The 24847-nt window shown below is 70.7% G+C and carries 25 protein-coding genes and 2 pseudogenes; 15 read left to right on the top strand and 12 right to left on the bottom strand.

What is annotated here, in order from left to right; genetic code table 11:
- Window positions 1-2: 2 nt before the first annotated feature.
- The 3 genes from ACWD3I_RS21980 to ACWD3I_RS21970 all read right to left on the bottom strand — a co-directional run bounded on the left by ACWD3I_RS21980 (window position 3) and on the right by ACWD3I_RS21970 (window position 3332).
- Window positions 3-350: a hypothetical protein gene (locus ACWD3I_RS21980; protein ID WP_365401868.1), complete on the bottom strand. Its 348-nt coding sequence runs from the start codon at window positions 348-350 to the stop codon at window positions 3-5.
- 66 nt (window positions 351-416) lie between these two features.
- Window positions 417-1112, bottom strand: a complete 696-nt coding sequence (locus ACWD3I_RS21975) for a class E sortase (protein ID WP_365401871.1) — start codon at window positions 1110-1112, stop codon at window positions 417-419.
- A 39-nt stretch (window positions 1113-1151) separates the two neighbouring features.
- Window positions 1152-3332, bottom strand: a complete 2181-nt coding sequence (locus tag ACWD3I_RS21970; RefSeq protein ID WP_365401874.1) for an RICIN domain-containing protein — start codon at window positions 3330-3332, stop codon at window positions 1152-1154.
- Window positions 3333-3541: 209 nt separating this feature from the next.
- Here ACWD3I_RS21970 and ACWD3I_RS21965 point away from each other — a divergent pair, with 209 nt between their 5' ends.
- Complete coding sequence (locus ACWD3I_RS21965; protein WP_365401877.1) at window positions 3542-4252, top strand: ThuA domain-containing protein; 711 nt, start codon at window positions 3542-3544, stop codon at window positions 4250-4252.
- Window positions 4222-5322 carry a Gfo/Idh/MocA family protein gene (locus ACWD3I_RS21960; RefSeq protein ID WP_365401880.1) on the top strand — a complete coding sequence of 367 codons (1101 nt, stop codon included), beginning with the start codon at window positions 4222-4224 and terminating at the stop codon, window positions 5320-5322. Before ACWD3I_RS21965 ends, ACWD3I_RS21960 begins: the two co-directional genes overlap by 31 nt.
- 7 nt (window positions 5323-5329) lie before the next feature.
- Here the strand turns inward: ACWD3I_RS21960 and ACWD3I_RS21955 are convergent, their stop codons facing one another.
- Complete coding sequence (locus ACWD3I_RS21955) at window positions 5330-6808, bottom strand: glutamate--cysteine ligase (protein ID WP_365401883.1); 1479 nt, start codon at window positions 6806-6808, stop codon at window positions 5330-5332.
- Window positions 6809-6992: 184 nt separating this feature from the next.
- Between ACWD3I_RS21955 and ACWD3I_RS21950 the strand changes: the two genes are divergently transcribed.
- The gene (locus tag ACWD3I_RS21950; protein ID WP_365401886.1) at window positions 6993-7406 is read left to right on the top strand and encodes a VOC family protein; all 414 of its coding nucleotides are present in this window, start codon (window positions 6993-6995) and stop codon (window positions 7404-7406) included.
- A 19-nt stretch (window positions 7407-7425) separates the two neighbouring features.
- Here the strand turns inward: ACWD3I_RS21950 and ACWD3I_RS21945 are convergent, their stop codons facing one another.
- A complete protein-coding gene (locus ACWD3I_RS21945) occupies window positions 7426-8421 on the bottom strand; it encodes a LacI family DNA-binding transcriptional regulator (RefSeq protein WP_365401889.1) in 996 nt (331 codons plus the stop codon).
- A gap of 180 nt (window positions 8422-8601) precedes the next feature.
- On the opposite strand from ACWD3I_RS21945, the pseudogene ACWD3I_RS21940 reads away from it, so the two are divergent.
- The 5 genes and pseudogenes from ACWD3I_RS21940 to ACWD3I_RS21920 form a co-directional block, all read left to right on the top strand.
- Window positions 8602-8700: pseudogene (locus ACWD3I_RS21940) on the top strand (5-dehydro-2-deoxygluconokinase); the annotation flags it as partial.
- A pseudogene (locus ACWD3I_RS21935) lies at window positions 8685-8852 on the top strand (MFS transporter); the annotation flags it as partial. The pseudogenes ACWD3I_RS21940 and ACWD3I_RS21935, both read left to right, overlap by 16 nt.
- 9 nt (window positions 8853-8861) lie before the next feature.
- Window positions 8862-9878, top strand: coding sequence for a Gfo/Idh/MocA family oxidoreductase (locus ACWD3I_RS21930; protein ID WP_365401892.1), 1017 nt, complete (start codon window positions 8862-8864; stop codon window positions 9876-9878).
- Window positions 9875-10741 carry a sugar phosphate isomerase/epimerase family protein gene (locus ACWD3I_RS21925; protein ID WP_365401895.1) on the top strand — a complete coding sequence of 289 codons (867 nt, stop codon included), beginning with the start codon at window positions 9875-9877 and terminating at the stop codon, window positions 10739-10741. The genes ACWD3I_RS21930 and ACWD3I_RS21925 overlap by 4 nt, the downstream gene beginning before the upstream one ends.
- Before the next feature lie 11 nt (window positions 10742-10752).
- The gene (locus tag ACWD3I_RS21920) at window positions 10753-11736 is read left to right on the top strand and encodes a nitronate monooxygenase (protein ID WP_365401898.1); all 984 of its coding nucleotides are present in this window, start codon (window positions 10753-10755) and stop codon (window positions 11734-11736) included.
- Between the two features lie 175 nt (window positions 11737-11911).
- On the opposite strand, the gene ACWD3I_RS21915 is transcribed toward ACWD3I_RS21920, so the two are convergent.
- Complete coding sequence (locus ACWD3I_RS21915) at window positions 11912-12532, bottom strand: DUF6629 family protein (RefSeq protein WP_365401901.1); 621 nt, start codon at window positions 12530-12532, stop codon at window positions 11912-11914.
- Between the two features lie 100 nt (window positions 12533-12632).
- Here ACWD3I_RS21915 and ACWD3I_RS21910 point away from each other — a divergent pair, with 100 nt between their 5' ends.
- Window positions 12633-13838: an MFS transporter gene (locus tag ACWD3I_RS21910; protein WP_451084142.1), complete on the top strand. Its 1206-nt coding sequence runs from the start codon at window positions 12633-12635 to the stop codon at window positions 13836-13838.
- A gap of 75 nt (window positions 13839-13913) precedes the next feature.
- The gene (locus tag ACWD3I_RS21905) at window positions 13914-14648 is read left to right on the top strand and encodes a maleylpyruvate isomerase family mycothiol-dependent enzyme (protein ID WP_365401907.1); all 735 of its coding nucleotides are present in this window, start codon (window positions 13914-13916) and stop codon (window positions 14646-14648) included.
- A gap of 13 nt (window positions 14649-14661) precedes the next feature.
- Here ACWD3I_RS21905 and ACWD3I_RS21900 read toward each other — a convergent pair whose 3' ends face one another.
- Window positions 14662-15060 (bottom strand): MarR family winged helix-turn-helix transcriptional regulator, encoded by a 399-nt coding sequence (locus ACWD3I_RS21900; RefSeq protein ID WP_365401910.1) that lies wholly within the window; start codon window positions 15058-15060, stop codon window positions 14662-14664.
- Window positions 15061-15145: 85 nt separating this feature from the next.
- Here ACWD3I_RS21900 and ACWD3I_RS21895 point away from each other — a divergent pair, with 85 nt between their 5' ends.
- Window positions 15146-16627: an MFS transporter gene (locus ACWD3I_RS21895; protein ID WP_365401913.1), complete on the top strand. Its 1482-nt coding sequence runs from the start codon at window positions 15146-15148 to the stop codon at window positions 16625-16627.
- Window positions 16628-16702: 75 nt separating this feature from the next.
- Entirely contained in the window at window positions 16703-16996 is a 294-nt protein-coding gene (locus tag ACWD3I_RS21890) for a DUF6332 family protein (RefSeq protein ID WP_365412717.1), read from the top strand.
- Here the strand turns inward: ACWD3I_RS21890 and ACWD3I_RS21885 are convergent.
- From ACWD3I_RS21885 to ACWD3I_RS21875, 3 genes are read right to left on the bottom strand one after another with little or no spacing between them, the layout of a single operon-like run.
- On the bottom strand, window positions 16957-17622 hold the full coding sequence (locus ACWD3I_RS21885) for a response regulator transcription factor (RefSeq protein WP_365412719.1): 666 nt from the start codon (window positions 17620-17622) through the stop codon (window positions 16957-16959). The genes ACWD3I_RS21890 and ACWD3I_RS21885 overlap by 40 nt on opposite strands.
- Window positions 17619-18839, bottom strand: a complete 1221-nt coding sequence (locus ACWD3I_RS21880; protein WP_365412721.1) for a sensor histidine kinase — start codon at window positions 18837-18839, stop codon at window positions 17619-17621. Before ACWD3I_RS21880 ends, ACWD3I_RS21885 begins: the two co-directional genes overlap by 4 nt.
- A gap of 53 nt (window positions 18840-18892) precedes the next feature.
- Window positions 18893-21079 carry an MMPL family transporter gene (locus ACWD3I_RS21875; protein ID WP_365412724.1) on the bottom strand — a complete coding sequence of 729 codons (2187 nt, stop codon included), beginning with the start codon at window positions 21077-21079 and terminating at the stop codon, window positions 18893-18895.
- On the opposite strand from ACWD3I_RS21875, the gene ACWD3I_RS21870 reads away from it, so the two are divergent.
- Entirely contained in the window at window positions 21067-21405 is a 339-nt protein-coding gene (locus tag ACWD3I_RS21870) for a hypothetical protein (RefSeq protein ID WP_365412726.1), read from the top strand. The two genes, ACWD3I_RS21875 and ACWD3I_RS21870, sit on opposite strands and share 13 nt — an antisense overlap.
- Before the next feature lie 26 nt (window positions 21406-21431).
- Entirely contained in the window at window positions 21432-22217 is a 786-nt protein-coding gene (locus tag ACWD3I_RS21865) for an AfsR/SARP family transcriptional regulator (protein WP_365412728.1), read from the top strand.
- On the opposite strand, the gene ACWD3I_RS21860 is transcribed toward ACWD3I_RS21865, so the two are convergent.
- Complete coding sequence (locus tag ACWD3I_RS21860) at window positions 22172-22903, bottom strand: TetR/AcrR family transcriptional regulator (protein WP_365412730.1); 732 nt, start codon at window positions 22901-22903, stop codon at window positions 22172-22174. The two genes, ACWD3I_RS21865 and ACWD3I_RS21860, sit on opposite strands and share 46 nt — an antisense overlap.
- Before the next feature lie 147 nt (window positions 22904-23050).
- Here ACWD3I_RS21860 and ACWD3I_RS21855 point away from each other — a divergent pair, with 147 nt between their 5' ends.
- Window positions 23051-23500: a nitroreductase family deazaflavin-dependent oxidoreductase gene (locus tag ACWD3I_RS21855; protein WP_365412732.1), complete on the top strand. Its 450-nt coding sequence runs from the start codon at window positions 23051-23053 to the stop codon at window positions 23498-23500.
- On the opposite strand, the gene ACWD3I_RS21850 is transcribed toward ACWD3I_RS21855, so the two are convergent.
- Window positions 23490-24728 (bottom strand): geranylgeranyl reductase family protein, encoded by a 1239-nt coding sequence (locus tag ACWD3I_RS21850; protein ID WP_365412734.1) that lies wholly within the window; start codon window positions 24726-24728, stop codon window positions 23490-23492. The genes ACWD3I_RS21855 and ACWD3I_RS21850 overlap by 11 nt on opposite strands.
- Between the last annotated feature and the right edge of the window lie 119 nt (window positions 24729-24847).

The following is a 24847-nucleotide window of genomic DNA, read 5'->3' as shown; positions in this document are numbered from 1 at the left end:
GGTCACAGCGTGAAGGCGATGACCTGGCCGTCCGTCTCGATGTAGGTGCCGCTGATGTTGATCGCGTCGTAGCAGCCGTGGCTGCTGAACACCTGCACCCACCGGCCGGCGGGCACGGTGACCGAGATGTCCTTCGCCTGACCGACGGTGAAGCCGCTGTGGCAGGTGTACTGGCCGGCGGTCTGGGTCATGACCGAGTCGCCGTCGGTGACGGTGACGCGCAGGGTGGCCGTGACATCGGCCTGGGCCGTCGCCGACGCGGGTGCGCCGACGGCCAGTACGGCTGTCGCGGCGAGCCCGGTGGCCAGGGCGGTGACGCGAGTACGGCTGAGAGCGGGAAGCAGACGCATGACGACTCCGGATTCCTCGACTCCGGATGATTGTCGGGCCCTCCCGTCCCACGCGCCACACCGGCTTCAGCCATTCTCCGGTGTCCGTACGGCCGACAGCACGCCGATCTTGTCGACGCGGTGTTCGGGGTTCCCGCGGTCGTCGCGCCAGTGGTTGCCGGCCGCGTGGTCCTCCAGGGTCAGACAGGTGGAGACCGTGATCACCGCCTGGGTGGGGCGCCTGCCGGGGAAGCCGGGGACCGCCGCCCGCTGTTCGGCGAGGGAGCGTGCGGAGCGGAAGGAGGTGGTCCTGGTGCCGGTGATCTCGTACTCGTAGACGGTTCCGCCCGAGCTCACCAGGACCGAGTCGCCTTGGTCGAGGTCGGGGAGCCGGCGCAGCGGGCCGCCGTTGGAGAGGCGGTGGGCCGTGACGAGGTAGTTGCCGATCTCGCCGGGGCCGACGCCGCCCTGTTCGCCGTAGGGGCTGGCGGCGAGACCGCGGTTCTGGATCCTCGTACCCGGCCAGTCGTCCGTCGTGCCCTCGTACGGGATGACCCGCAGGTTCTCGACCCCGATGGCCGCGATGGTGAGCGATGCGGGTCGGGGCGCCGGAGGTGCCGCAGGTGCCGAGGTCGGTGTGGGCTCCGCCGGGCTGGTCGCACGTGGTGCCGCTCCCCGGTCCGTCGTGGACTCACCGCCCGCTCCCCCGCCGCCGGAGCAGCCGAGGAGCAGGGCGATGCCGGTACCGGCGAGGAGGGCGCTACGAGCTCGGGACCCAGGCATCTCGCACGGTGAACGAACGGCCCGGAACCGGCGTTCCCCTCACGGGTGGCTCACCAGGTTCGCCACATTGGTCGAGGAGTTGGAGGGGCCTCCCCGGTCGTTGATGACATGCCGGATGGTGCCGGTGCCGCCGAGGGAGACGGTCACCATGTTCCGGAAGCGGACGTTGGGGTTGTCGGGCACCTCGAAGGCATGCTCCGCGGTGACGCTCGGGTTGACGTTGAAGTAGCAGTAGCTGCCGAGTCCGTAGGCCTGGTGGCTGGTGACCGAGTTCGCGACCTTGTAGGCGGCGTAGCCCTGGGTGGAGCCGTTCATCCAGGCGGCCTGGTTGGGCGGGTCGTAGGGCATCTCGTTCTGGTAGAAGTACGTCCGGCCGCCGTTGCCGTTCCAGATCGTCTGGTGCTTCTGGTAGTGCTCGACGAACAGGCCGTACATCGTCACGTCGTCGCCGTTGACCACCAGCCCGGTGTCCGCCGTGTTGGAGTTCCAGCCGATGCCGCTGCCGTGGTCGCCGCGCCAGATCCACATGTGGTCGCCGATGACGTCGTCGCTGTTGACGACGAGGCTGGTGGTCGCCTTGCCCACGGCCGCGCCGCCGACGCGGAAGTACACGTCGTGCAGCGAGGTGGGGTTCGCCGAGTGGTCGGCGGCGGCGCCGGACGGGCCGACTTCCACGAGGGTCTGCGAGTTGGTGGTGCCGGCGTCGAAGAGGACGCCCGCGAGCTTCACTCCGTCGACGTCGGCGACCGTCATGGCCGTGATGCCGTTGTCGGGGATGAACGTGGCGAGGCCGAGCCCGAGGACGACGGTGTCGGGGCGGGTCACCCGCAGGGTCTGGTCCAGGTGGTAGACGCCGGGAGTGACCAGGAGGTTCTTGCCCTCGGCCAGGGCGGCGTTGATCTGTGCGGCGGTCGCGCCCGGCTTCACGACGTAGAACTGGTCGATGCCGAGCGAGGTGCCCGCGGCGTTGCCGTTCGCCCAGGTGGTGGCCGAGGAGTTGGTGCGTACGGACGGGACGAACACCTTGTAGGCGCCGGCCGCGTCGACGTACAGGAAGGGCTTCTCCCTGACCGTGGGGGTCTGGTTCACCGTGGTGTAGGGCGGGTTGGGGAAGCTGTTGCCGGGCACGCCCTGGCTGCCGACGAAGACCATGTTCCAGTTGGCGCCGGTCCAACTGCCGAGCTGGGAGTTGCGGGTCAGCCACTGCTGCTGGGTGCCGGAGCGGACCTGGCCGTCGATCTTGCTGTCGGCCATGAAGCCACCGCTGGACCAACCGCCGTCGCTCAGCTCCAGGTTGCCGCGGACATGCATACGCCGGTAGCCGGAGGCCTGCGAGACCGCCCAACGGTCCGTTCCGCCGGTGGGGTTGACCGAGAGGTTCTCGGCGCCGCGCCAGAAGTTCTGGGTGGCGTTCTGCGGCGGGAACCAGTCGGCCTCCACATGCACGGCGCCGTTGATCGTGACCGAGTCCGGCGACTGCCCCAGGCCCAGGACCTGGGTGTAGAAGCCGACGTTGACGTCGTTGCTGTAGGTGCCGGGCTTGAACATGACCGCGTAGCGCTGGGAGCCGAACTGGTTCGTCTCCTGCTGCTGGAAGATCTGGTTCAGCCGGCTCTGGATGGTGGCCGACGGCATCGACGGGTCGAAGACCACGACGCCCGGGCCGAGGTCGACGTCCCCGGGCGCGGTGCTCACGGGTGCGACCTGGAAGCGCTGGGCGGCCGTGCCGTTGCAGGTGTACTGCACCAGTTGGACGCTGTCGGCCGTGGAGGCGGACGGGACGTCGAGGCACTTGCCGCTGTTGCGGTTGACGAAGTGGTACGCGCCGCCGCCCTCGTCGACGGCCTGCCACTGCTGGTTGTTGCCGCCGCCGTACGCCCACAGGTGCACAGCCGCGTTGTCCGCCGTGGACACATCGCTGACGTCCATGACCTGCGCGGCGTCGTTGCGGTTGTTGATCCGTACGTAGCCGTCGCTGGTCGGTGTGAAGCTCCACTGCTGGGCGGTGCTGTTGTTGCAGGCGTACTGCTGCACGGCGGTGCCGTTCACGGTCGCGGCCGACCGGGCGTCCAGGCACTTGCCGCTGCCGCTGTTCACCACCGTGGTCCAGCCGGTCGGTGGGGCGGCGACCGCCTCGGTGGGCTGCAGGACGGTGAGCGTCGAGGCGATGACGGCCGTGGCCGCGAGAGCGACGGATGGTCTCGGGAGTCGTCGGAGCATGTCTTCATCCGCTTCTGGTGGGGGGCGGCGACTTAGTTCACTGCGTGATTTAAGAAGTGAGGTATGGACATGTCAAGGGTTTGGTGCAGACCAGTACCCTTCCTGGCGCCCACCCGTCGAAAGTTTCGCGAAACTCGGCAACTCTTTCGTGGGAGCGGGCGATTGGCGCATAGTGAAGGCGCTGTTCAACGGCCGGGCAAAGGATCGAGATGACACAGAAGAAAGCCCTGGTGGTCCGAGGCGGATGGGAGGGGCACCGGCCGGTCGAGGCCACGGAACTGTTCGTGCCCTTCCTGCGAAGCAACGGATACGCCGTTCGAGTCGAGGAGTCGACCGATGTCTACGCCGACACCGCCGAGTTGGCCGACACCGACCTCGTCGTGCAGTGCGTCACGATGTCGGAGATCACCGCCGAGCAACTGGCGGGGCTGAGCGCTGCGGTCGTGGCCGGCACCGGCTTCACCGGCTGGCACGGCGGCATCGCCGACTCCTTCCGCGCCTCCTCCGACTATCTCCACCTGGTGGGCGGCCAGTTCGCGACCCACCCCGGCAAGGAGCCGTGCGAGCGTCGGGGTGACGAGTCGGACAACTTCCTGCCGCACACCATCACCCTCACCGATCTCGGCCGCGAACACCCCGTCACCGCGGGCATCGAGGACTTCGAGCTGACCACCGAGCAGTACTGGGTGCTCCACGACGACCTGATCGACGTACTGGCCACCACCACCCATCCGGCCCGGCCCTGGCAGCCCTGGCACCGGCCGGTCACCGCGCCGGCGGTCTGGACCCGGCAGTGGGGCGCCGGGCGGATCGTCGTGACGACACCGGGTCACAGCCTCGACGTGCTGGAGAACCCCAACGTCCGTACCGTCATCGAGAGGGGCATGCTGTGGGCGACACGCACCGCATCGGCGTCGTAGGTCTCGGCGTCATCTCCCGCGCCTATCTGGACACGCTGATCGGCCTTCCCGCCGTCCGTGTCACCGCGGTCGCCGACCTGGACGCCGCCCGCTCGGCCGCGGTCGCCACCGAGTTCCCCGGCGTCCGGGCACTCACCGTCCAGGAGTTGCTGAGCAGCCCGGACGTGGACACGGTGCTGAACCTCACCGTCCCCGCGGCCCACGCCGAGATCGCCCTCGGCGCGATCGCGAACGGCAAGCACGTCTACGGGGAGAAGCCGCTGGCCGCCGAACTCAGCGACGCGCACGCCGTGTTGGAGGCGGCCGCGAAGGCGGGCGTCGGGGTGGGGTGCGCACCCGACACCGTCCTGGGCACCGGAATCCAGACGGCCCGGGCGGCCGTCGCGGCGGGGAGCATCGGACGCCCCCTGTTCGCCTCGGCCGTGATGATCACCCCGGGCCACGAACGCTGGCATCCCCACCCGGACTTCTACTACACCACCGGAGGCGGTCCCCTCCTGGACATGGGCCCGTACTACCTCGCCTCCCTGATCCATCTCCTGGGCCCGGTGCGGGCCGTGACCGGGGCGTCCAGCCGACCTCGCACCGAGCGCGTCATCGCCTCCGGCCCCCGCGCGGGCGAGCGGATACCGGTCGAGGTCGACAGCCATGTCTCCGGAGTGCTCGAGCACACCGACGGAACGCTGACGACGATCACGACGAGCTTCGACGGCGTGACCACGACCGCCGCACCGATCGAGGTGCACGGCGAGACCGGGACCCTCACGGTGCCGGACCCGAACCACTTCGACGGCGAGGTACGCCTCTTCGAACTCGGCGGCACCGAATGGCGCACCCTCCCACCGTCGGCGGGCTACGTCGACGGCTCGCGGGGCATCGGCCTGCTGGACTTCGTCACCGCCGACGCCCAGCGGGCGCCCCGCGCCGGCGGTGAACTCGCCCTGCACGTACTGGAAACCATGACCGCACTGCTCCGCTCGTCGGCCGAGGGCCGGCGCATCGAGCTGACCACCTCGACGCAGCCGCCCGCCCCCGTGCCGCTCACGCCCGCCCGGGAATGGAGGAGCTGAGAATCTCTCAGTCCACGGGCCAGGTGTGCGCCGCCGCGTTGAGGTGCATGTAGTCCATGTAGGTCGAGGTCATCCGCCGCAGCGCCTCCTGACGGTCGTGGATGCCTTCCTTCTCCATCTGGTGGACCGTCTCCACCTGCCACAGGGCGCCGTTGCGGGCGCTGACGCAGCGCTGCTCGACGATGCCCAGCAGCGGTTCGCGCCACTCCGCGTCCATGCCGGCCAGCTCCAGGCCCCGGTGGGCCAGGGGCAGCAGCCGTCGCAACACCAGTTCCGTGACCGGGACTTCGCCGACGCCGGGCCAGTACAGACGGGCGTCGATACCGTCGCGGGCCCCGGCGTGGAGGTTCTCCTCGGCGACCGAGAAGGACATCCGCGTCCACACCGGCCGGTCCTCGTCGACCAGCGCGCGGGTCAGGCCGTAGTAGAAGGCGCCGTTGGCGATGATGTCGGACACGGTGGGTCCGGCGGGCAGGACCCGGTTCTCGATGCGCAGATGCGGTCCGCTGTCGGTGACGGCATAGATGGGGCGGTTCCAGCGGTAGATCGTGCCGTTGTGCAGCGTCAGTTCCCCCAGCTCCGGCACTCCGTCGCCGTCCAGCACCTCCTGCGGGTCCTCCTCGTCGCACACCGGCAGAAGAGCGGGGAAGTAGCGCACGTTCTCCTCGAAGAGGTCGAAGACACTGGTGATCCACCGCTCGCCGAACCACACCCGGGGCCGCACGCCCTGCGCCTTGATCTCCTGCGGGCGGGTGTCGGTGGCCTGCTCGAACAGCGGGATTCGGGTCTCACGCCACAGCTCCCGGCCGAAGAGGTAGGGCGAGTTCGCCGCCAGGGCGATCTGTACGCCCGCGACGGCCTGGGCCGCGTTCCAGTAGTCCGGGAACTCCTTCGGCGCGACCTGCAGATGGAACTGGGTGCTGGTGCAGGCGGCCTCGGGCGTGATGGCGTCGGCGTACATCGCCAGGCGTTCCACGCCGTCCACCCTGATGCGCAGGTCCTCGCCCCGTGCCGCGAAGATCTGCTCGTTGAGCAGCTGGTACCGCGGATCACCGGACAGGGCGTGCGCGCCGACGTCCGCCTCGCCCAGGGTGGGCAGGATGCCGATCATGATCAGATGCGCGCCCACCGCCGAGGCACGTTCCTCGGCGTGGTTGAGCGCGTCGCGGATCGCCTGCTCCCAGGCACCGGGGCCGCCGGCCGTCAGCTCACGGGGCGGGATGTTGATCTCCAGGTTGAAGCGCCCCAGCTCACTCGACCAGGCCGGGTCGGCGATGGCCTGGAGCACCTCGGTGTTCCGCATCGCGGGCAGCCCGTCGTCGTCCACCAGGTTGAGCTCGATCTCCAGCCCGACCTGCGGACGCTCACTCTCGAACCCCGACTCGCGCAGCATCTGCGCCAGCACATCGAGGCAGGTGTGCATCTTGTCCCGGTACCGACGGCGGTCCTCCCGCGTGAACACCAGGGCCGGCACATCACGTCCCATCGTGCCCTCCGAGTCCCCTCGGCGGATGTCTCTCGTCCCAGCGTCGCACTTCGGAGGCGCCCGGGACAGTCAAGGAGCGCGGGAGCACCACCGAGTGCCCGGCCCGCCCGCCCGGAATGCCGTTGTCACTGCCCCGGGCTAACCTCCGGACTACCGATTCTTTGCCCCGTTCCGGGAGGGTTTCATGGGTTCGCGACTCAATCCCTACATCAGCTTCGACGGAGACGCCCGCCAGGCGCTGGAGTTCTACCAGGAGGTCTTCGGCGGCACGCTCGCGCTCAACACCTTCGGCGCTTTCGGCCAGCCGGACTCCCCCGAGGCCGACAAGATCATGCACGGCATGCTGGAGACCCCGAGCGGCTTCACTCTCATGGGCGCCGACTCCCCGCCCGGCATGGAACACGACCCCGGCACCAACTTCTCCGTGAGCCTGAGCGGCGAGGACGACGCGGAGCTGCGCGGCTACTGGGAGAAGCTCTCGGCCGGGGGATCGGTGTCCGTGCCGCTCGACAAGCAGATGTGGGGCGATGTGTTCGGCATGTGCACGGACCGCTTCGGCATCCCGTGGATGGTCAACATCAGCGAGCCGCAGGGCTGAGCGAGACCGGTCGCCCGCCCTACCCCCGCGGGGGTGGCCCGCTGGTCCCCCTGATGACCAGCTTGGGATCCAGCACCGCCTCCCGCGGCTCCAGCTCCGGGCTCTCCAGCCGTTCCACGGCGAACCGCACCGCGTGCTCCGCCATCAGCACGGCGTCCTGGCGTACGGTCGTCAGCCCGATCGGCATGAGATGCGAGAGGTGGCTGTCGTCGTAGCCGACGACGGACATGTCGCGCGGAACCTCCACGCCGGCCCGCGTCAGCGCCATCAACAGGCCCATGGCACACCGGTCGTTGCCCGCGAGGACCGCCGTCGGCGGGGGCAGACCCCGGTCGCGCTCCGCCACCAGCAGCCGGCCGGCCTCGATGCCGGCCTGCTCGGTGTGCTCGCCCGGGACGACCCGTGCCTCCGCCTCCAGCCCGTGCCGGCGCATCGCCGCGCGATAGGAACGGCGCCGGTCGGCCGACCCGGGGCCACGGCCACCGTCGATGTGCACGATCCGCCGGTGACCCAGTTCCACCAGGTGATCCATGGCCTGCCGAATGCCCTTGCCCTCCGCGCTGTGCACGAAGTCCACACGGGCCCGCGGCACCCTGCGGCTCACCGAGACGGTGGCCACGCGCTGCCCGAGCTCGTCGAGATAGGCGGGCTCGGCGTCCGGGCCCAGCAGGATCAGCGCCTCGCAGCGGTGGCCGAGCAGCGCCTCGACGGCCTTCTCCTCGCTGCGGCCCAGGGCGGTGGCGGAGAGCAGCACGTCGTAGCCGAACCGTTCCGCCTCCGGGTAGATCCCCTCGATGAGATCCGTCTGGAAGGTCTGGCGCACGGTGAACATCACGCCGATGGTGCGACTGCGCCCCCGGGCCAGCAACCGGGCCGCACTGTCCGGCCGGTAGCCGATCTCGTCGGCGACGCGCAGGACCCGCTGCCGGGTCTCCTCGCTCGCCCCCGGCTGGTTGCGGAACACGATCGAGACCAGCGCCCGGGAGACGCCCGCCTTCTCGGCGACGTCCGCCATCGTGGGCCGCTGCCTGCCCGATGCATCCACCTGTGAACCCACCCTCCGACGGCGCCCACCTTAGTGGGCTCCCGAGAAATCTCCCGGCAGCAAGCTATTGACATGACATTTGGACAGGGGTCATCGTACTCGCACTAGAGCGCGCTAGTAGAGCGCGACAGGAAGGGAAAGCCAGCCCTGATGCCGTTCGAAGTGCTGACCATGGGCCGGGTGGGAGTGGATGTGTATCCCCTCCGGACAGGTGTGGGACTGGCCGAGGTCACGTCGTTCGGCAAGTACGGGCGGTGCGGGTGCGCGGCTTCGGGATGGGCGTCGCGGCCGTGGTGCTGTGGCTGACCGACTTCCTCTACGTCCCCGAGACCAAGGGACGCACCCTCGAAACCCTCGAAGTCGAACTCCGGGCGCGCTTCTCCTGGTTCAGGACCAGTTAGGAAACGATCATGACTGTACGTGTAGGTGTCGTCGGCGCCGGCTGGATCGGCAAGGAGCACATCCGGCGTCTCACCGAGACCGTCACGGGCGCCCGGGTCACCGCGGTGACCGACATCGACGCCAACCGCGCCGCGGAGGCGGCGGCACCGGTCGGTGCCCAGGTGCTGCCCGACGGCGCGGCCCTGATCTCTTCTCCGGAGGTCGACGCCGTACTCGTGACGTCGTGGGGCCCCACCCACGCCGAGCACGTGCTGACCGCGATAGCCGCGGGTAAGCCGGTGTTCTGCGAGAAGCCCCTCGCCACCGGCGCCGAGGACTGTCTGCGGATCATCGAGGCGGAACAGGCCCACGGCCGCCGTCTGGTCCAGGTCGGCTTCATGCGCCGCCACGACGTCGGCTACCGGAAGATGAAGCAGGTCATCGACTCCGGCCGCATCGGTGAGCCGCTGATCGTGCACTGCGCCCACCGCAATCCGACCGTCCCTGAGTCGTACACCTCCTCGATGGCCGCCCTGGACACGGCGGTGCACGAGGTGGACGTGCTGCGCTGGCTGCTGGACGACGAGATCGTCTCCACCCAGGTGGTCACACCGCGCGCCACGAGCAAGCGGTTCGCGCATCTCAAGGACCCGCAGATCATGCTCTTCGAGACCGCCAAGGGCGTACGCATCGATCTGGAGGTCTTCGTCAACTGCCAGTACGGATACGACATCCAGTGCGAGGCCGTGGGCGAGGAGGGTCTGGTCCGGCTGCCGGACCCGGCGGCGGTCGGTCTGCGCAGCGCGGGCCGGCACAGCACGGAGGTGCTCACGGACTGGGTGGGCCGGTTCGCGGACGCCTTCGACACCGAGTTCCGTGAGTGGATCGCGGGCATCGCCGCCGGCGTGGAGCCCACCGGTCCCTCGGCGTGGGACGGCTACGCGGCCACCGTCATCACCAGCGCGACCGTCGAGGCCCTGGAGTCGGGCCATGTCGTCGCCACCGACCTCAAACCCCGTCCCGCCTTCTACGGAGGTGCCGCGTGAAGATCGCCCTCGACCCGTACATGTTCCGCGCCCTGCCGATCGGCGACATGGTGCGCACAGTTGCCGAACTCGGCTACGACTACATCGAGTTGTCGCCCCGCGACGACTTCATGCCGTTCTTCCTGCACCCGCGGGCCGACGACGATCGGCTCGCCGAGCTCAGGAACTCCCTGCGGACGCACGGCGTTCAGCTGTCCTCGGTGCTGCCGCTCTACAAGTGGTCGTCACCGGACGAGAGCGAGCGTCAGGCGGCCGTCCGCTACTGGAAGCGGATGATCGAGATCACCGCCGACCTCGAATGCCCGCTGATGAACTCGGAGTTCAACGGCCGCCCCGAGCGCGCCGCGGAGAGCGAGGCGGCGTTCTGGCGCTCGATGGAGGAGCTGCTGCCGGTGTTCGAGCGGGAAGGCATCGCTCTGAACCTGGAGGCGCACCCGGACGACTTCTGCGAGGAGAACACCCCCGCGGTCGACCTGGTCCGGGCCCTCAACAAGCCCTGGGTGAACTACCTGTACTGCGCGCCGCACTCCTTCCATCTGTCAGGGGCCGATCCGACCGCCGACATCGCGGCGATGATGCGCTACGCCGGTGACAAGCTCCGGCACGTGCACATCGCCGACTCCTTCAACCACAAGGGTTCCAGCGGGCTTCGCTACATCCTCAACCCGCCCGGCACCGCGGCCCGTATCCACCAGCACCTCGACATCGGTCAGGGCGAGGTCGACTGGGACGCCTTCTTCGGCACCCTGCGCGACCTGAACTTCGACGGCGTCGCGACCGCCTGTGTCTTCGCCTGGGAGGAACGCGCCCCCGCGTCCTCGGCGTTCATGCTCGACCGCATCACCAAGGAGCTCGCCCCTTAGGGAGGGGGTGCGTGGATGAGACGATGCCGCGCATGACGCTGTCGACGGCTTTCACGACGTTGTTCGGTGTGCGGCATCCCATCGCCCTTGCTCCCATGGGCGGTTCGGCGGGCGGTGCGCTCACCGCGGCCGTCTCGCGCGGTGGCGGGCTGGGGTTGCTCGGGGCGGGAGGCGGGCATCCGGACCTGCTGGCCCGGGAGTTGCCGATCCTGGCGGATGTCGAGGAACCGTGGGGCGTCGGGTTCCAGACCTGGGCGACCGAGCCGCGCGCGGTCCATGAGGTCCTGGAACACCACCCCGCCGCGGTGATGTTCTCCTTCGGCGATCCGAGCCCGTTCGTCGACCGGGCCCATGAGTCCGGTGTGGCGGTGCTCCTCCAGGTCACCGATCTGGAGGAGGCCAGGCAGGCGGTGGACCTGGGCGCCGATGTCATCGTGGCGCAGGGCACCGAGAGCGGTGGCCACGGCGCCCGGCACGGGCGGTCCACGCTGCCGTTCGTGCCGGTCGTGGTGGATCTGGTGGCACCGGTGCCGGTACTGGCGGCCGGTGGCATCGCCGACGGCCGGGGGGTGGCCGCCGCCCTGGCCCTGGGGGCCGCCGGGGCGCTGATCGGAACCCGCTTCCAGGCCACCGCCGAGGCGCTCGTCGATCCCTCGGTCGCCGAGGCCCTGGTTCGGGGACGGGGGCAGGACACCGAACGCAACCGCATCCTCGACATCGCCCGAAGCTCCCGATGGCCCTCGAAATACACGGCTCGCACCCTCGGACACACCTACCTCGACCGATGGCGGGGCCGCGAGGCGGAACTCGCCGCGGATCCGGCGGCTGCCCGCCGGGCCTACGACGCCGACGTGGAACGCGGCGCCGTACCCCCGTCGCCGATCTGGGCGGGCGAGGCGGTCGACCTCGTCACCGATCTGCCTCCCGCGACCGCACTCGTGTCCACCCTGGCCGCCGAGGCCGAAGCGGCTCTGGCGAGAGCGGCGGGCCGCTGACCGGTCCTGCTCGGTACGTACATGTCTCCCTTGAGGCAGCGCAGTGGTGTCACACGGCTGCGGAGCCGTGACGGCTCACCGGTGTTCATGGACCCACCGTGCGCCACGGGCGCCAGGACCGACCAGCCCTCTCCCGCTGGCAGGATCGCCGATCCCGGTAGCAACACCACCATGCTCAAGGGGAATACGCGGACCGCCGACGCACCCACCCGAGGACCACCAGCGAGCACACCGCCGCGAACGCACACCAGGTCGAGGCGAACTCCAGCCGCCACAGCGCCCAGCACACCAGCACACCCACCGCGGCCAGGACTCCGAATCCGAACAGCCAACGGTCGCCGGAGAGCAGCAGGGCGCCTACCGTGGCGAGCAGATAGCCCGCGATGAGCACTTCGGTGCGGGGCAGCCCGAGGACGTAGCCGACGGTATGGCCGCGGATCTCCGCACGCACGGGCCCGGTGGCGATGGCGTACGCCATCGCGCCGGCGGTCACGACACCGCACACCACGGGAATCGCCAGCCGGCCCCACGCCTGCCGCGGTACCGCGCACAGCACGGCCAGCGGCACCCACGCCGCCAGGAGAGGAAGGGCGATCACCGCCCATACGACGGTGGCCGGCCCGGTCCCGCCCCCGACCTGCCAGACGCGGGCCTCGACCAGCTGATGCGCACCGAGCAGCAACGGCACCGAGGCCATCGGCAGATCGCCCGCTCTGCGCACTCGTGCCACGCAGGCCACACCGACGCCGACGATCCCGGCACCGGCGACGAGATCGGCCGTGGCACTCCAGCACATGGCAACCACCATGGCAACGATCCGCCACAGGCGCACACCGGAAACCGGAGCCGAACCCCATGCCCTTGCCCCAGCACGTCACCCCACCTAGCCTGACTTTGTGCCGCTAATAAACAAAACCCGAACGCACAACGACGTGCCGGGTGACAAGGGGAACGCCCTCAGCCGCCTCCGCATCGTCCTGACCGTCTTCTTCGCCCTCGACGGCTTCGTCTTCGCGGGCTGGGTCGTCCGCATCCCCGCCATCAAGGAGCAGACCCACGCCACCGCCAGCACCCTCGGCCTCGCGCTCCTCGGCGTCTCCGCCGGTGCCGTCATCACGATGACGCTCACCGGTCGGCTGTGCCGCCGCTACGGCAACCACCAGGTCACCGTCGCCTGTGCCGTACTCCTCTCCCTCAGCGTGGCCCTGCCCCCGCTCACCCACTCCGCGCCGGCCCTCGGCGCCGTGCTGCTGGTCTTCGGCAGTGCGTACGGCGGGATCAACGTCGCCTTCAACAGCGCCGCCGTCGACCTGGTCACCACCCTGAAGCGCCCCATCATGCCCAGCTTCCACGCCGCCTTCAGCCTCGGCGGCATGGTCGGTGCCGGCCTCGGCGGGGTGGTCGCCGCGCACCTCTCCCCCACCCGTCATCTGCTCGGCCTCACCGTCATCGGACTTCTCGTGACAGCCGTGGCCGGACGCACCCTGCTGCGGATCGAACCGCCCGTACCGCCCGAGCGGACGGAACCGCGAGCGGGCCCCGCCCCGCGTCGGCTGGACCGGCGGACCCGTGGGCTGGTGGTCGTCTTCGGACTGATCGCCCTCTGCACGGCGTACGGCGAGGGAGCCATGGCCGAATGGAGCGCGCTGCATCTCCAGGAGGACCTCCACACCTCCCCCGGTGTCGCCGCCGTCGGCTTCTCCTGCTTCGCCCTCACCATGACCGTCGGCCGGCTCACCGGCACGACACTGCTGGAGCGGCTCGGCCGCACCCGCACCGTGATCGTCGGCGGTTCCACCGCGGCGGCCGGCATGCTGCTCGGCGCGCTCGCCCCCGAACTGTGGGCGGCGCTCCTCGGTTTCGGCATCGCGGGACTCGGCCTCGCCAACCTCTTCCCCGTCGCCATCGAACGCGCCGGAACGCTCGCCGGCCCCACCGGTGTCGCCACCGCCTCCACCCTCGGCTACGGCGGCATGCTCCTGGGCCCACCCGCGATCGGTTTCATGGCGGACTGGTTCTCCCTCCCCATCGCCCTCACCAGCGTGGCCGTCCTCGCCGCCACGGCAGCCGTCATCGGGTTCCTCACCCGACGTCACGGCTGAGGTCGCCCGCGGAGCGGGTTCAGTGAGGTGACGGAACGGCGACCGGCCGCGTTCCCATGCGGCACACTCACCCCCATGGAGACTGCCGAGTTCGTCCACATCCTCGACCAGGAAGGCAGGTCGCTCGCCGCGGCCGCCGAGCAGGCCGGTACCGATGCCAAGGTGCCGACCTGCCCGGAGTGGCAGGTGCGGGACCTGCTGAGGCACACGGGGGCGGTGCACCGATGGGCGGCGGGGTTCGTTGCCGACCGGCATCCGTCGCCCCGGCCCCTCGGGGACCTGCCCGACCTCGACGGCGCCGCGCTCGTGGCCTGGTACCGCGAGGCTCACGGGCATCTCGTGGACACCTTGACCGCGGCCGATCCGGACATTCAGTGCTGGCACTTCCTGCCCGCGCCCTCGCCCCTCGCGTTCTGGGCGCGTCGGCAGGCACACGAGACCGCGGTGCACCGCTTCGACGCGGAGAGCGCGCGGGGTGGCTCACCGAGCGGCATCGCCCCGGCGTTCGCCGTCGACGGCATCGACGAACTGCTGACCGGGTTCCATGCCCGCCAGAAGAGCCGGGTGCGCAGCGAGCGGCCCCGAGTGCTGCGGGTGCGGGCCACGGACACCGAGGGCGCGGTGTGGACCGTACGACTGTCCCAGGAGCCGCCCGCGGCCCGGCGAGGCGCGGAAGGCGACGCGGAGTGTGAAATCGCCGGTCCGGCGGGGCAGTTGTACCTGTCTCTCTGGAACCGCGTGCCGTTCCCGGCCGTGACCGGCGACACCGCCCTCGCCGAACTGTGGCGCGAGAAGTCCGGGGTCGTCTGACCCGCGGCCCGCGTCAGTCCGACCCCAGCGTCCTCGTCAGCACCGCACGCTGCACCGGCAACACCTCGCCGTGCAGCGTGCGCCCCTTCGCCGTGAGCGCCACCCGGACGCCCCGCCGGTCCTCCGAGCACATGGCTCGCTCGACGAGTCCGTCCTTCTCCAGGCGGGCGATCAGCCGCGACAACGCGCTCTGGCTCAGATGGACCCGCTCTGAGATCTCCTGGACGCGATAGGAGCAGTCGCCGCCCGTGGCGCGCCGCACGTCGGCGAGGACGTCGAGCACCTCGAAGTCGCTGGCGCACAGGCCGTGCTGGTGGAGTGCACGGTCCAGCTCGCACTGGGTGCGCGCATGCAGCGCCAGGATGTCCCGCCACTGGTCCACGAGCGTCTGCTCGGCCTTCTTCGCCGCCATGGGCGCACCGTAGCAGAGAGCCAAAATTATTGCACCGTAATTAAATGCGCTTGCATTCGATGCATGCGCATGTAGTGTCTCGGGCATGACCTCTCCGCTCAACAAGCCTGCGCCCGAAGGGCGTTGGACTCCCCGACTGTGGGGCACGCTGCTGGTGCTCTGCGCCGCGATGTTCCTGGACGCGCTCGATGTGTCGATGGTGGGCGTCGCCCTGCCGTCCATCGGCGCCGACCTCGGTCTGTCGACCTCGACCCTGCAATGGATCGTCAGCGGCTACATCCTCGGGTACGGCGGCCTGCTGCTGCTCGGCGGTCGCGCCGCCGACCTGCTGGGCCGACGCCAGGTGTTCCTCGTCGCCCTCGCCGTCTTCGCGGTCGCCTCGCTGCTCGGCGGGCTCGTCGACTCCGGGCCGCTGCTGATCGCCAGCCGGTTCATCAAGGGCCTGAGTGCCGCGTTCACCGCGCCCGCCGGCCTGTCCATCATCACCACGACCTTCGCCGAAGGCCCCCTCCGCAACCGCGCGTTGGCGATCTACACCACCTGCGGCGCCACCGGCTACTCGATGGGCCTGGTCTTCTCCGGCCTGCTCACGGAGGCCAGTTGGCGCTACACCATGCTGCTGCCCGCCCCCGTCGCGCTGATCGCCCTGATCGCGGGACTGAAGCTGCTGCCGCGCAGCGAACGTGAACAGAGCACCGGTGGCTACGACATCCCGGGCGCCGTGCTCGGCACCAGCTCGATGCTGCTGCTGGTGTTCACCGTGGTCCAGGCGGCGGAGGTCGGCTGGGGTTCCGTCCGCACGATCCTGTCCTTCCTGGCCGTCGCCGTCCTGCTGACCGCCTTCGTCGCCGTCGAGCGGCGCAGCCCCAGCCCGCTGATCCGGCTCGGCGTCCTGCGTTCCGGCCCACAGGTCCGGGCCCAGCTCGGCGCGTTGACGTTCCTCGGCAGTTACATCGGCTTCCAGTTCCTGGTCACCCTCTACATGCAGCAGCTGCTCGGCTGGTCGGCGCTGCACACAGCGCTGGCCTTCCTGCCGGCGGGCACACTGGTGGCGCTGTCCGCGACCAAGGTGGGCACGGTCATCGACCGGTTCGGCACCCCGCGGCTCATCGTGGCCGGCTTCGCGCTGATGGTCGTCGGCTATCTGCTGTTCCTGCGCATCGACCTCGACCCGGTCTACGCGTCGGTGATCCTGCCGACCATGCTGCTCGTCGGCGCCGCCTTCGCACTGACCTTCCCCTCCCTCAACGTCCAGGCCACCAACGGCGTCGACGAACACGAGCAGGGCATGGTCTCGGGTCTGCTCAACACCTCGGTCCAGGTGGGCGGCGCGCTCTTCCTGGCCGTGGTCACGGCGGTGCTGACGGCGAACGCCCCCGCGGAGAACGCCTCTCCCCAGGCCGTCCTCGACAGCTACCTCCCCGGCCTCACGGTGGTCACCGGCGTCGCGGTCGTGGGCCTGCTGATCTCACTGACGGGACTGCGGGTCCGGCCCCGCCAGAAGACCGTCGTGGTCGTCAAGTCCACATCCCAGGAGGAGGCGGAGCGCGTGACCGTGCGCGACTGACAGGGGGACGCCTCCCCTGTCGTGCGCCCGGCGGAGTGCTTGCTCCGTCGGGCGCACGGCTGTGAGAATCGTCGTATGACCGCATACGGGGGCCGACGGGATCAGGCCGCGCGGGACGCGATCACCGTCGAGATCGGATACGCGCTGTTCAGCGCCGCGTTCGCGGCGGCGGTCGTCTTCGGGGCGCTCGCCGGCCCGGCGCTGCTCTTCGACCTGCCGGAGACCATGGAGAAGCTCCTGATCCATGTGAGCCTCGCGCTCGCACCAGTGCTGTTCATGGCCCGGGTCATCAGTGTGCTGCTGCGCTTCCAACGCAAGGACAGCGCGGATCAGCCCAGCCAGCCCGGCCGCACCAACCCCGACTCATAGGCCAGTACGACGAGTTGGGCCCGGTCACGGGCCCCCAGTTTCACCATCGTGCGGCTGACGTGGGTCTTCGCGGTGAGCGGGCTGACCACCAGGCGCCGGGCGATCTCCTCGTTGGACAGGCCGATGCCGACCAGCGCCATCACCTCCCGCTCCCGCTCGGTGAGCCGGGCCAGCGCGTCGGCCGTCGCGGGCTCCTTGGAACGGGCCGCGAACTCGGCGATGAGCCGCCGGGTCACCCCCGGCGAGAGCAGCGCGTCCCCCTCCACCACCGCCCTGACCGCGCGCAGGAGTTCCTCCGGTTCGGTGTCCTTGACCAGGAACCCGGAGGCGCCCGAGCGGATCGCCTCGAAGACGTACTCGTCGAGCTCGAAGGTGGTGAGCATGACCACCTTGACGCCCGAGTGCCGCTCGTCGGCGGTGATCCGGCGGGTCGCGGCGAGACCGTCGAGCACCGGCATCCGGATGTCCATCAGGACGACGTCCGGGCGCAGTTCGCCCACCAGGCGCACCGCCTCCTCACCGTCGGAGGCCTCGCCGGCCACGTCGATGTCCGGCTGCGCGTCGAGCAGTGCCCGGAATCCGGCCCGGACAAGCGACTGGTCGTCGGCGAGCAGTACGCGGATCACCGGTTCTCCTTCACTGTGAGGGGCAGTACGGCGAGTACCCGGAAGCCTCCGTCGGGACGCGGCCCGGCCTCGATCGTGCCACCCAGGGCCGCGGCCCGCTCCCGCATTCCGGCCAGCCCGTTGCCGCTGCCGCCCGCGTCGGTGCCGGTCGCGGGCCCGTCGTCGTCGATACGGAGCCGTAGCGTCGCCCCGTCGTCATGAGCGAGGTGCACGCGGGCGTGCCGCGATCCCGAATGCCGTACGACATTGGTGAGCGCCTCCTGGACGATGCGGAACGCGGCGAGATCCGTACCCGGCGCGAGTTTCGGGGCCTCCCCCTCGATCTCCACGGTCAGTCCCGCGCTCGCCGCCTGCTCCACCAGTTCCGGCAGCCGGTCGAGCCCGGGGGCCGGCGCGCGGGGCGCGTCCCCGGGGGTGCGCAGGGTGTCGAGGACCTGGCGGACCTCGCCGAGCGCCTCCTTGCTGGCGGCCTTGATGGTGGTGAGCGCCGTGCGTGCCTGTTCGGGGTCGCTGTCGAGGAGGGCGAGGCCGACGCCGGCCTGCACATTGATCACGGAGATGCTGTGCGCGAGGACGTCGTGGAGTTCGCGGGCCATCCGCAGCCGCTCCTCGTCGGCGCGCCGTCGTGCCGCCTGCGCCTGCTCGGCCCGCTCCCGCACCCACTGCTCGCGGCGGGTCCTGGCCAGCTCCGCCAGCGCCACGATGGCGACACCCCAGGCTGCGACCACCCCCTCCGAGCCCCAGGAGGCCGCCTCGTCCCCGGACGGCGGCAGCCACTGGTAGAGCCAGTGGGCCACCAGGACATGCCCGGTCCAGAGCAGGCCGAGCGCCGTCCAGGCGGACTTGCGGTGACCCGCGGCGATGGCACTGAAGCAGCCCAGGGCGAAGGTCACGAAGACCGGCCCGTAGGGGTATCCGGCGCCCAGGTAGAGCATCGTGGCGGCCGCCGTGCCGAACACCACGACCACCGGGTACCGTCGGCGCCACAGCAGCAGTCCGGCCGCCACGACGAGCAGCACGCGCGCGAAGGTGTCGAGCGGGGCCCGCTCGTCCATCTGCTGCTCGGCGGCGAAGCGGGATCCGCCCAGCACGAAGACCGTGATCAGCACGGTGGACGGCCACGGCCACCGCGAAGCGCGCTCCACCTCGTCCCAGCGGTGCCACCACGGCGGCCCGTGCCGCCACCACAGACCCCCGGAAACCCGCTGCTCATCCATGTCCGCCACGCTAGACGCCGCCCGCCGCCCGGGACGTCAGCCGGGCGTGGTCATCACACGTACTCCCCGCGAAGTACGTCGCCCTCCCTGACCCGCAGCCGCCGCAGCCGCTTCGGCGCCCACCAGTTCGCCCGCCCCGCGAGCCGCATCGTCACCGGCAGCAGGACGACCCGGATGAGGGTGGCGTCGACGAGGATCGTCAGGGCCGTCCCGACGCCGAGTTCCTTGAGGAAGACGACGCCTCCGGTGGCGTACGACAGGAAGGACAGTGCGAGGATCCCGGCCGCGGCGGTGATCAGGGGTGCGCTGCGCCGGATGCCCTCACCGACGGCGCGCTCGGTGTCGCCGGTCCGCTCGTGCTCCTCCTTGATGCGGGCCAGCAGGAACACCTCGTAGTCCATGGAGAGCCCGTACGCCACGCAGAACATCAGCACCGGGATGCTCGGCTCGATCGAGCCGGTCGGGGTGAAGCCGAGGAGCCCGGACAGGTGTCCGTCCTGGAAGACCCAGACCAGACAGCCGAACATCACCGACAGACTGAGCAGGTTGAGCACGGTCGCCTTCAGCGGCAGCAGCACACTGCCGGTCATCAGGAAGAGGATCACGTACGTCGCCACCAGGACCAGGCCCACGGCGAGCGGCAGCCGCTCCAGGAGGGTGGCGCGGAAGTCGGTGGTCTCGCCCGGGTAGCCGCCGACGAGGGCGGGGGCCGGGGCGGCGGTGTCCCGGATGCGTTCGACGAGGGCGGGGACGTTCCCGTACATCGCCTGTTGCGTGGGTACGACGGCCAGGCGCGCGCGTCCGTCGGGTGCCGTCAGCCGGTCCTGGCCGGGGGCTCCGGTGCGCCGGCCGTCCCGGTAGGCGCCGTCGGGGGCGTCGACCTGGTGCACGCCGGGGACGCGGGAGAGCCGGGCGGCGTACGCGCGCGTGTCGGCGGGTTCGGTCAGGACGACCTGGACGGTGTCGGTGGGTTCGGCGGCGAACTCTCGGTGGACGATCTCGGAGGTCGTGCGCGAGGACGTGCCCGCGGAGAGGGTGCGCTCGTCGGGCAGGCCGAAGCGCAGGCCGAGCAGGGGTGCGGCGGCGACGAGGAGGACCGTGAGGACTCCGGCACCGGCGAGGAGCGGGCGGCGCATGGCCGCCAGCGCCGTGCGGTGCCAGAAACCGGAGGCCGGTGCGGTGGGCCGTTCCACGCGGTGACCCCACAGGGCGAGCGCGGCCGGCAGGACGAGCACGGCCCCGGCGACCGCGCAGAGCACGACGAGGACACCGGCGTAGGCGAACGAGCTCAGGAAGAAGAACGGGAACACCAGCAGCGCGCACAGCGACACGGCGACGGTGATCCCGCTGAAGACGACCGTGCGGCCGGCGGTGACGGTGGCCGCGAGGACGGCCGTCTCCCGGTCGCGGCCCGCGGCGCGCTCCTCGCGGTAGCGGTTGATGACGAACAGGCCGTAGTCGACGCCCAGTCCGAGGCCGAGCACGAGGGCCAGGTTCGCCGCGAACGTCGACACTTCCGTGAACTGCGCCAGCAGGCGCAGCCCCGCGAGTGCGCCGAGGACGGACAACAGACCGACGGCCACGGTCAGCAGGGCGGCCGCGGTGCGCCGGTAGACCAGGATCAGCAGAAGCACCACGGCCGGCAGGGCGAACGCCTCCGCCCGCAGGAAGTCGGCGCGGGCCTCCTCGCCGACCTGCCGGGAGATCTCCTCCTGCCCGCCGACGCGGACATCGAGCTCGGGGGTGGTGCGGGTCAACCGGGGTGAGAGGGCGGCGAGTTCCTCGCGGGTCTCGGTCGCGTCGCCCGCCAGGTGAACGAGGATCAGGGCGCGCCGCCCGTCCTCGCCGCGCAGGGCGGAGCTACCGGCGTCCCAGTAGGAGGTCACGTCCATGACCAGCCGCAACTCCGCGACCTCCGCGAGGAGTTCACGCGCGGCCCGCTCGGTGCGCGCACTGTCCACGTCTCCGTCGCGTGCCGTGACCAGGAGGGCGAGATTGGGGTTCCCGGTGCGGAAGCCGTCACGCAGCAGGTCCCCGGCACGCACCGACTCGGTGCCGGGCGCGCTCCAGCGCGACAGATCGAGATCCTCCTGGGCGCCCGCACCGTAGGCGCCGAGACCGAGCAGGACGAGAAGTGCGCCGGTCAGCACGGCGCGACTGCGCCGCACCGCCAGACGGCCGAGCCGGGTGAGCATGGGGCAGCCCTTCCAGAGGAGTTCCGGATCGAGTGACCCGCTCACCGTCCGCCCGCTCGCTGGAAGGCCCGCTGGAAGATCCACTGGAAGACGCGCGGGGACAGCTTTGCCACCTGATCGAAGACGGCTGCGAGGGAGCTGCGGTGGACGTGGTGCGGATCATGGAAGCATTGGCCGAGCAGGGGGTCACGGTCCTGTTCAAGGCCGACGCCGAACGAATGCGCGACGGCGTCAAACCAAGGACCTTCGTCGCCGGCGGCGCCCCGTTCCACGAGGACCTGCTCGTGCGCACGGACGCCGTCTCCGTCGAGTCCTGCCTGAAGATCTGCCTGCCGCAGCTGCGCGAGCGGGGTCCGGTCATCCCGGAATGAGGCTCGGGCGGCGTTAGGCTCGACCCATGGGTGATGGGACTGCCGGGACCGTGCGCTTCGAACTGCTGGGCCCGCTGAGGGCGTTGCGCGACGGCACCGAGATCCCGCTGGGCCCGCCGAAGCAGCGCGCGGTTCTCGCCGTGCTGTTGCTCCAGGAGGGGCGGACCCTGTCGTACGACGGGCTGGTCGAGGCGGTGTGGGGCGGGGCGCCGCCGGTGCATGTGCGCAACCTGGTCCAGAAGTACGTCTCCGGGCTGCGCCGCGCGCTCGGGGACGGTGTGCTGCTGGAGTGGACCGGCGCGGGGTACCGGCTGACCGGCGCCGCCATCGGCGACCTGGCCGAACGGCGGCTCCTGGTGGACGAGGCGCTCACCGCGCGGGATACCGGTGAGGTGCGGCGGGCGGTCGAACTGGCGCGTCGGGCCGAGGAGTTGTGGCGCGGTGACTTCGCGGAGGGCCTGCGGGCACCCTGGTTGGCGGCGGAGCGGCTGCGCTGGGCCGAGAAACGGCTCACCGTCCTGGAGGCGCGGCTGGAGGGCGAGATCGTGCTCGGCCGTTCCTTCGAGTACGTCCACGAGCTGGTCCGCCTCGTGGCGACGCACCCTCTGCGCGAGCGTCTGGTGGAGCTGCTGATGCTCGCCCTGTGCCGCCTCGGGCGCCCCTCGGACGCGCTCACCGCCTACGAGGGCGCCCGGCAGCGGCTCGCGGAGGCGATGGGGGCGGACCCGGGACCGGTGCTGCGGTCCCTGCATGCGCGGGTGTTGCGTCAGGACCCGGAACTGCTGCCCTCACCGGCGGTGCCGGTCGGCTGAGCCACCAGCCCCACCCCGTGGGCGAGTCGGGTCGCGGCCTGCCGGAAGAACGTGTCGCGGTCCTCGACGACCCGGTTGAACTGCCCGAACAACTCGAACCCCACCAGCCCGAACAGCTGGGCCCAGGCCGCGACGAGCGCGGCCACCGACCCGGGCGGCAGGTCCGGGGCGAGGTCGGCGGTCATCCGCTCGGCTTCGGGGCGCAGTTCGGCGGACAGCGGGGGCTCGGTCAGGGCGGCGCCCTGGTGGGCGTCGCGGACGATGCCGATGAAGACGAGGCCGACCCGGGAGGCGGCCGGGACGGTGGTGTCGGGCGCGGTGTAGCCGGGCACCGGCGAGCCATAGATCAGCGCGTACTCGTGCGGGTGCCGCAGCCCCCAGCCGCGTACCGCCTCGCACACTGCGGTCCAGCGCTCGGCCGGCCCGGCGCCCGCGGCCTTGTCGTGCGCCGCCTCCGCGCTCTCGCCGACGGAGTTGTAGGCGTCGATGATGAGGTCGGTGAGCAGGTCGTCACGGCTCGGGAAGTACCGGTAGAGCGCGGACGAGACCATGCCGAGCTCACGCGCAACGGCCCGCAGCGAGAGCTTCGCGGCACCGTCGGCGGCGAGCTGTCTGCGCGCCGCGTCCTTGATGGCGGCGGTCACTTCGATCCTGGCCCGGGCACGGGCGCCGTGTGCGGTGCTCATGGGAGCCAGTGTCCCACGAATGCAGAGCAGTGCACACAAACGAGAGCAGCGAACAAATAAGAGAGCACTGCTCTTGCTTTGGAGCACTGTTCTGCTGCAGACTGAGGGCACATCGAGAGCACCGCTCTCCATCTGATGGGGGTCACCATGTCGCAGCCGTACTACCTCAAGGGCAGCCCGCTCAACGTCCGCTTCAACAGCGTCTTCGGCTGGCTGGCCCGGCACGGTCTCAGCCTGGCCGGGATGGCGGAGATGTCGGTGCGCGGCCGCAAGAGCGGCAAGATGCAGCGCATCCCGGTCAACCCGCACACGTACGAGGGCGAGCAGTACCTGGTCTCGGCACGCGGCCACTCCCAGTGGGTGCGCAACATGCGCGTGGCCGGCGGCGGGGAGCTGCGGGTCGGCCGCAAGGTCCGCGAGTTCACCGCGGTGGAGCTTCCCGACGCGGAGAAGCTCCCGATCCTGCGGACCTACCTGGAGAAGTGGGGCTGGGAGGTCAACCAGTACTTCCAGGGGGTCACCGCGAAGTCCTCCGACGAGGAGATCGTCGCGGCGGCCCAGGACCACCCCGTCTTCCGGATCACCGTCAGGAAGTGACCTCGTCGCCGTCCGGTACCTGCCGGCGGTCCAGCGTGGCCAGAACACGCTGGGCCATGGGACGGCCGCGGACGAGCTCACCCAGCGTCGTGGACCCGCGTGTGATCTCCATGAACGCCCTCCAGACCGGCCGGAACCCGGTCAGCGCCGCGTGGAAGAGGCCGGGGCGGCGCTCGAACGCCATCAGCAGCCGCTTGCCGACGCTCATCTCCACGCCCAGCCCCGCCTTGATGGCGAACGCGTAGTTCAGGGCCTGTCGCCGGGTGTCCACGGCGTCATGCGCCTCGGCGATCCGCACCGCCCACTCCCCCGCGAGCCGCCCCGACCGCAGCGCGAACGAGATGCCCTCGCGCGTCCACGGCTCCAGAAGTCCCGCCGCGTCCCCGCACACCAGCACCCGGCCACGGGACAGCGGCGAGTCGTCGGCCCGGCAGCGCGTCAGGTGACCGGAGGAGATGCTCGGTTCGAACCCGGCGAGCCCGAGCCGCCCGATGAACTCCTCCAAGTACCGCTTGGTCGCGGCCCCTTCACCGCGCGCCGAGATCACCCCGACCGTGAGGGTGTCGCCCTTGGGGAAGACCCAGCCGTAACTGCCGGGCATCGGCCCCCAGTCGATGAGCACCCGCCCCTGCCAGTCCTCGGCGACGGTCTCCGGCACCGGAATCTCCGCCTCGAGGCCCAGATCCACCTGGTCGAGCTTCACCCCGACATGTGCTCCTATACGGCTGGCGCTGCCGTCCGCACCCACGACCGCCCGCGCGAGCACCGTCTCACCGCCCTGCAGGACCACGGCGACGGTACGCCGGTCCGGCACCGCCGACCCGTGCTGCTCGACCCGCTGGACGGCGACGCCCGTGCGCAGGTCGGCGCCGGCCTTCTGCGCGTGCTCGACGAGCTGGTGGTCGAACTCGGGCCGGTTGATCAGCCCGAACAGCATCTGCTTGGAGCGACGCGTCCGGGTGAAGCGCCCGTTGTGCGAGAAGGTCACCGCGTGCACCCGGTCCCGCAGCGGCAGCTCGAAGCCGGGTGGCAGGGAGTCGCGCGAGGGTCCGATGATGCCGCCGCCGCACGTCTTGTAGCGGGGCAGCTCCGCCTTCTCCAGCAACAACACACGCCGGCCGGCCACCGCCGCCGCGTACGCGGCCGAGGCACCTGCCGGCCCCGCACCCACCACGACGACGTCCCACACCTGCTGCGCGTCGTCCGCCGAAGAGTTCTCGCTGGTCACGATGGTCTACTGCTCCGATCAAGCCCGTTGCCGCACCTGCCTCCCGCATCCTACGACCGTCATCGTCGCAGGCCACTGTGGGAGGATCTCCATACCCACATGTACAACGTCGCACCTAC

It is taken from the genome of Streptomyces sp. NPDC002817 (assembly GCF_053592055.1).
This window is presented reverse-complemented; position numbering and strand designations above follow the sequence as displayed.

Excerpts from the sequence above, each read along its gene's own strand:
- ACWD3I_RS21975 (WP_365401871.1), bottom strand. The coding sequence starts at position 1,112 with ATGCCTGGGTCCCGAGCTCGTAGCGCCCTCCTCGCCGGTACCGGCATC.
- ACWD3I_RS21945 (WP_365401889.1), bottom strand. The coding sequence starts at position 8,421 with ATGGCGGACGTCGCCGAGAAGGCGGGCGTCTCCCGGGCGCTGGTCTCG.
- ACWD3I_RS21905 (WP_365401907.1), top strand. The coding sequence starts at position 13,914 with ATGGAGACTGCCGAGTTCGTCCACATCCTCGACCAGGAAGGCAGGTCG.
- ACWD3I_RS21900 (WP_365401910.1), bottom strand. The coding sequence starts at position 15,060 with ATGGCGGCGAAGAAGGCCGAGCAGACGCTCGTGGACCAGTGGCGGGAC.
- ACWD3I_RS21895 (WP_365401913.1), top strand. The coding sequence starts at position 15,146 with ATGACCTCTCCGCTCAACAAGCCTGCGCCCGAAGGGCGTTGGACTCCC.
- ACWD3I_RS21965 (WP_365401877.1), top strand. The coding sequence starts at position 3,542 with ATGACACAGAAGAAAGCCCTGGTGGTCCGAGGCGGATGGGAGGGGCAC.
- ACWD3I_RS21980 (WP_365401868.1), bottom strand. The coding sequence starts at position 350 with ATGCGTCTGCTTCCCGCTCTCAGCCGTACTCGCGTCACCGCCCTGGCC.
- ACWD3I_RS21865 (WP_365412728.1), top strand. The coding sequence starts at position 21,432 with ATGGGTGATGGGACTGCCGGGACCGTGCGCTTCGAACTGCTGGGCCCG.
- ACWD3I_RS21930 (WP_365401892.1), top strand. The coding sequence starts at position 8,862 with ATGACTGTACGTGTAGGTGTCGTCGGCGCCGGCTGGATCGGCAAGGAG.
- ACWD3I_RS21955 (WP_365401883.1), bottom strand. The coding sequence starts at position 6,808 with ATGGGACGTGATGTGCCGGCCCTGGTGTTCACGCGGGAGGACCGCCGT.
- ACWD3I_RS21855 (WP_365412732.1), top strand. The coding sequence starts at position 23,051 with ATGTCGCAGCCGTACTACCTCAAGGGCAGCCCGCTCAACGTCCGCTTC.
- ACWD3I_RS21915 (WP_365401901.1), bottom strand. The coding sequence starts at position 12,532 with ATGTGCTGGAGTGCCACGGCCGATCTCGTCGCCGGTGCCGGGATCGTC.
- ACWD3I_RS21890 (WP_365412717.1), top strand. The coding sequence starts at position 16,703 with ATGACCGCATACGGGGGCCGACGGGATCAGGCCGCGCGGGACGCGATC.
- ACWD3I_RS21970 (WP_365401874.1), bottom strand. The coding sequence starts at position 3,332 with ATGCTCCGACGACTCCCGAGACCATCCGTCGCTCTCGCGGCCACGGCC.
- ACWD3I_RS21950 (WP_365401886.1), top strand. The coding sequence starts at position 6,993 with ATGGGTTCGCGACTCAATCCCTACATCAGCTTCGACGGAGACGCCCGC.
- ACWD3I_RS21860 (WP_365412730.1), bottom strand. The coding sequence starts at position 22,903 with ATGAGCACCGCACACGGCGCCCGTGCCCGGGCCAGGATCGAAGTGACC.
- ACWD3I_RS21880 (WP_365412721.1), bottom strand. The coding sequence starts at position 18,839 with ATGGATGAGCAGCGGGTTTCCGGGGGTCTGTGGTGGCGGCACGGGCCG.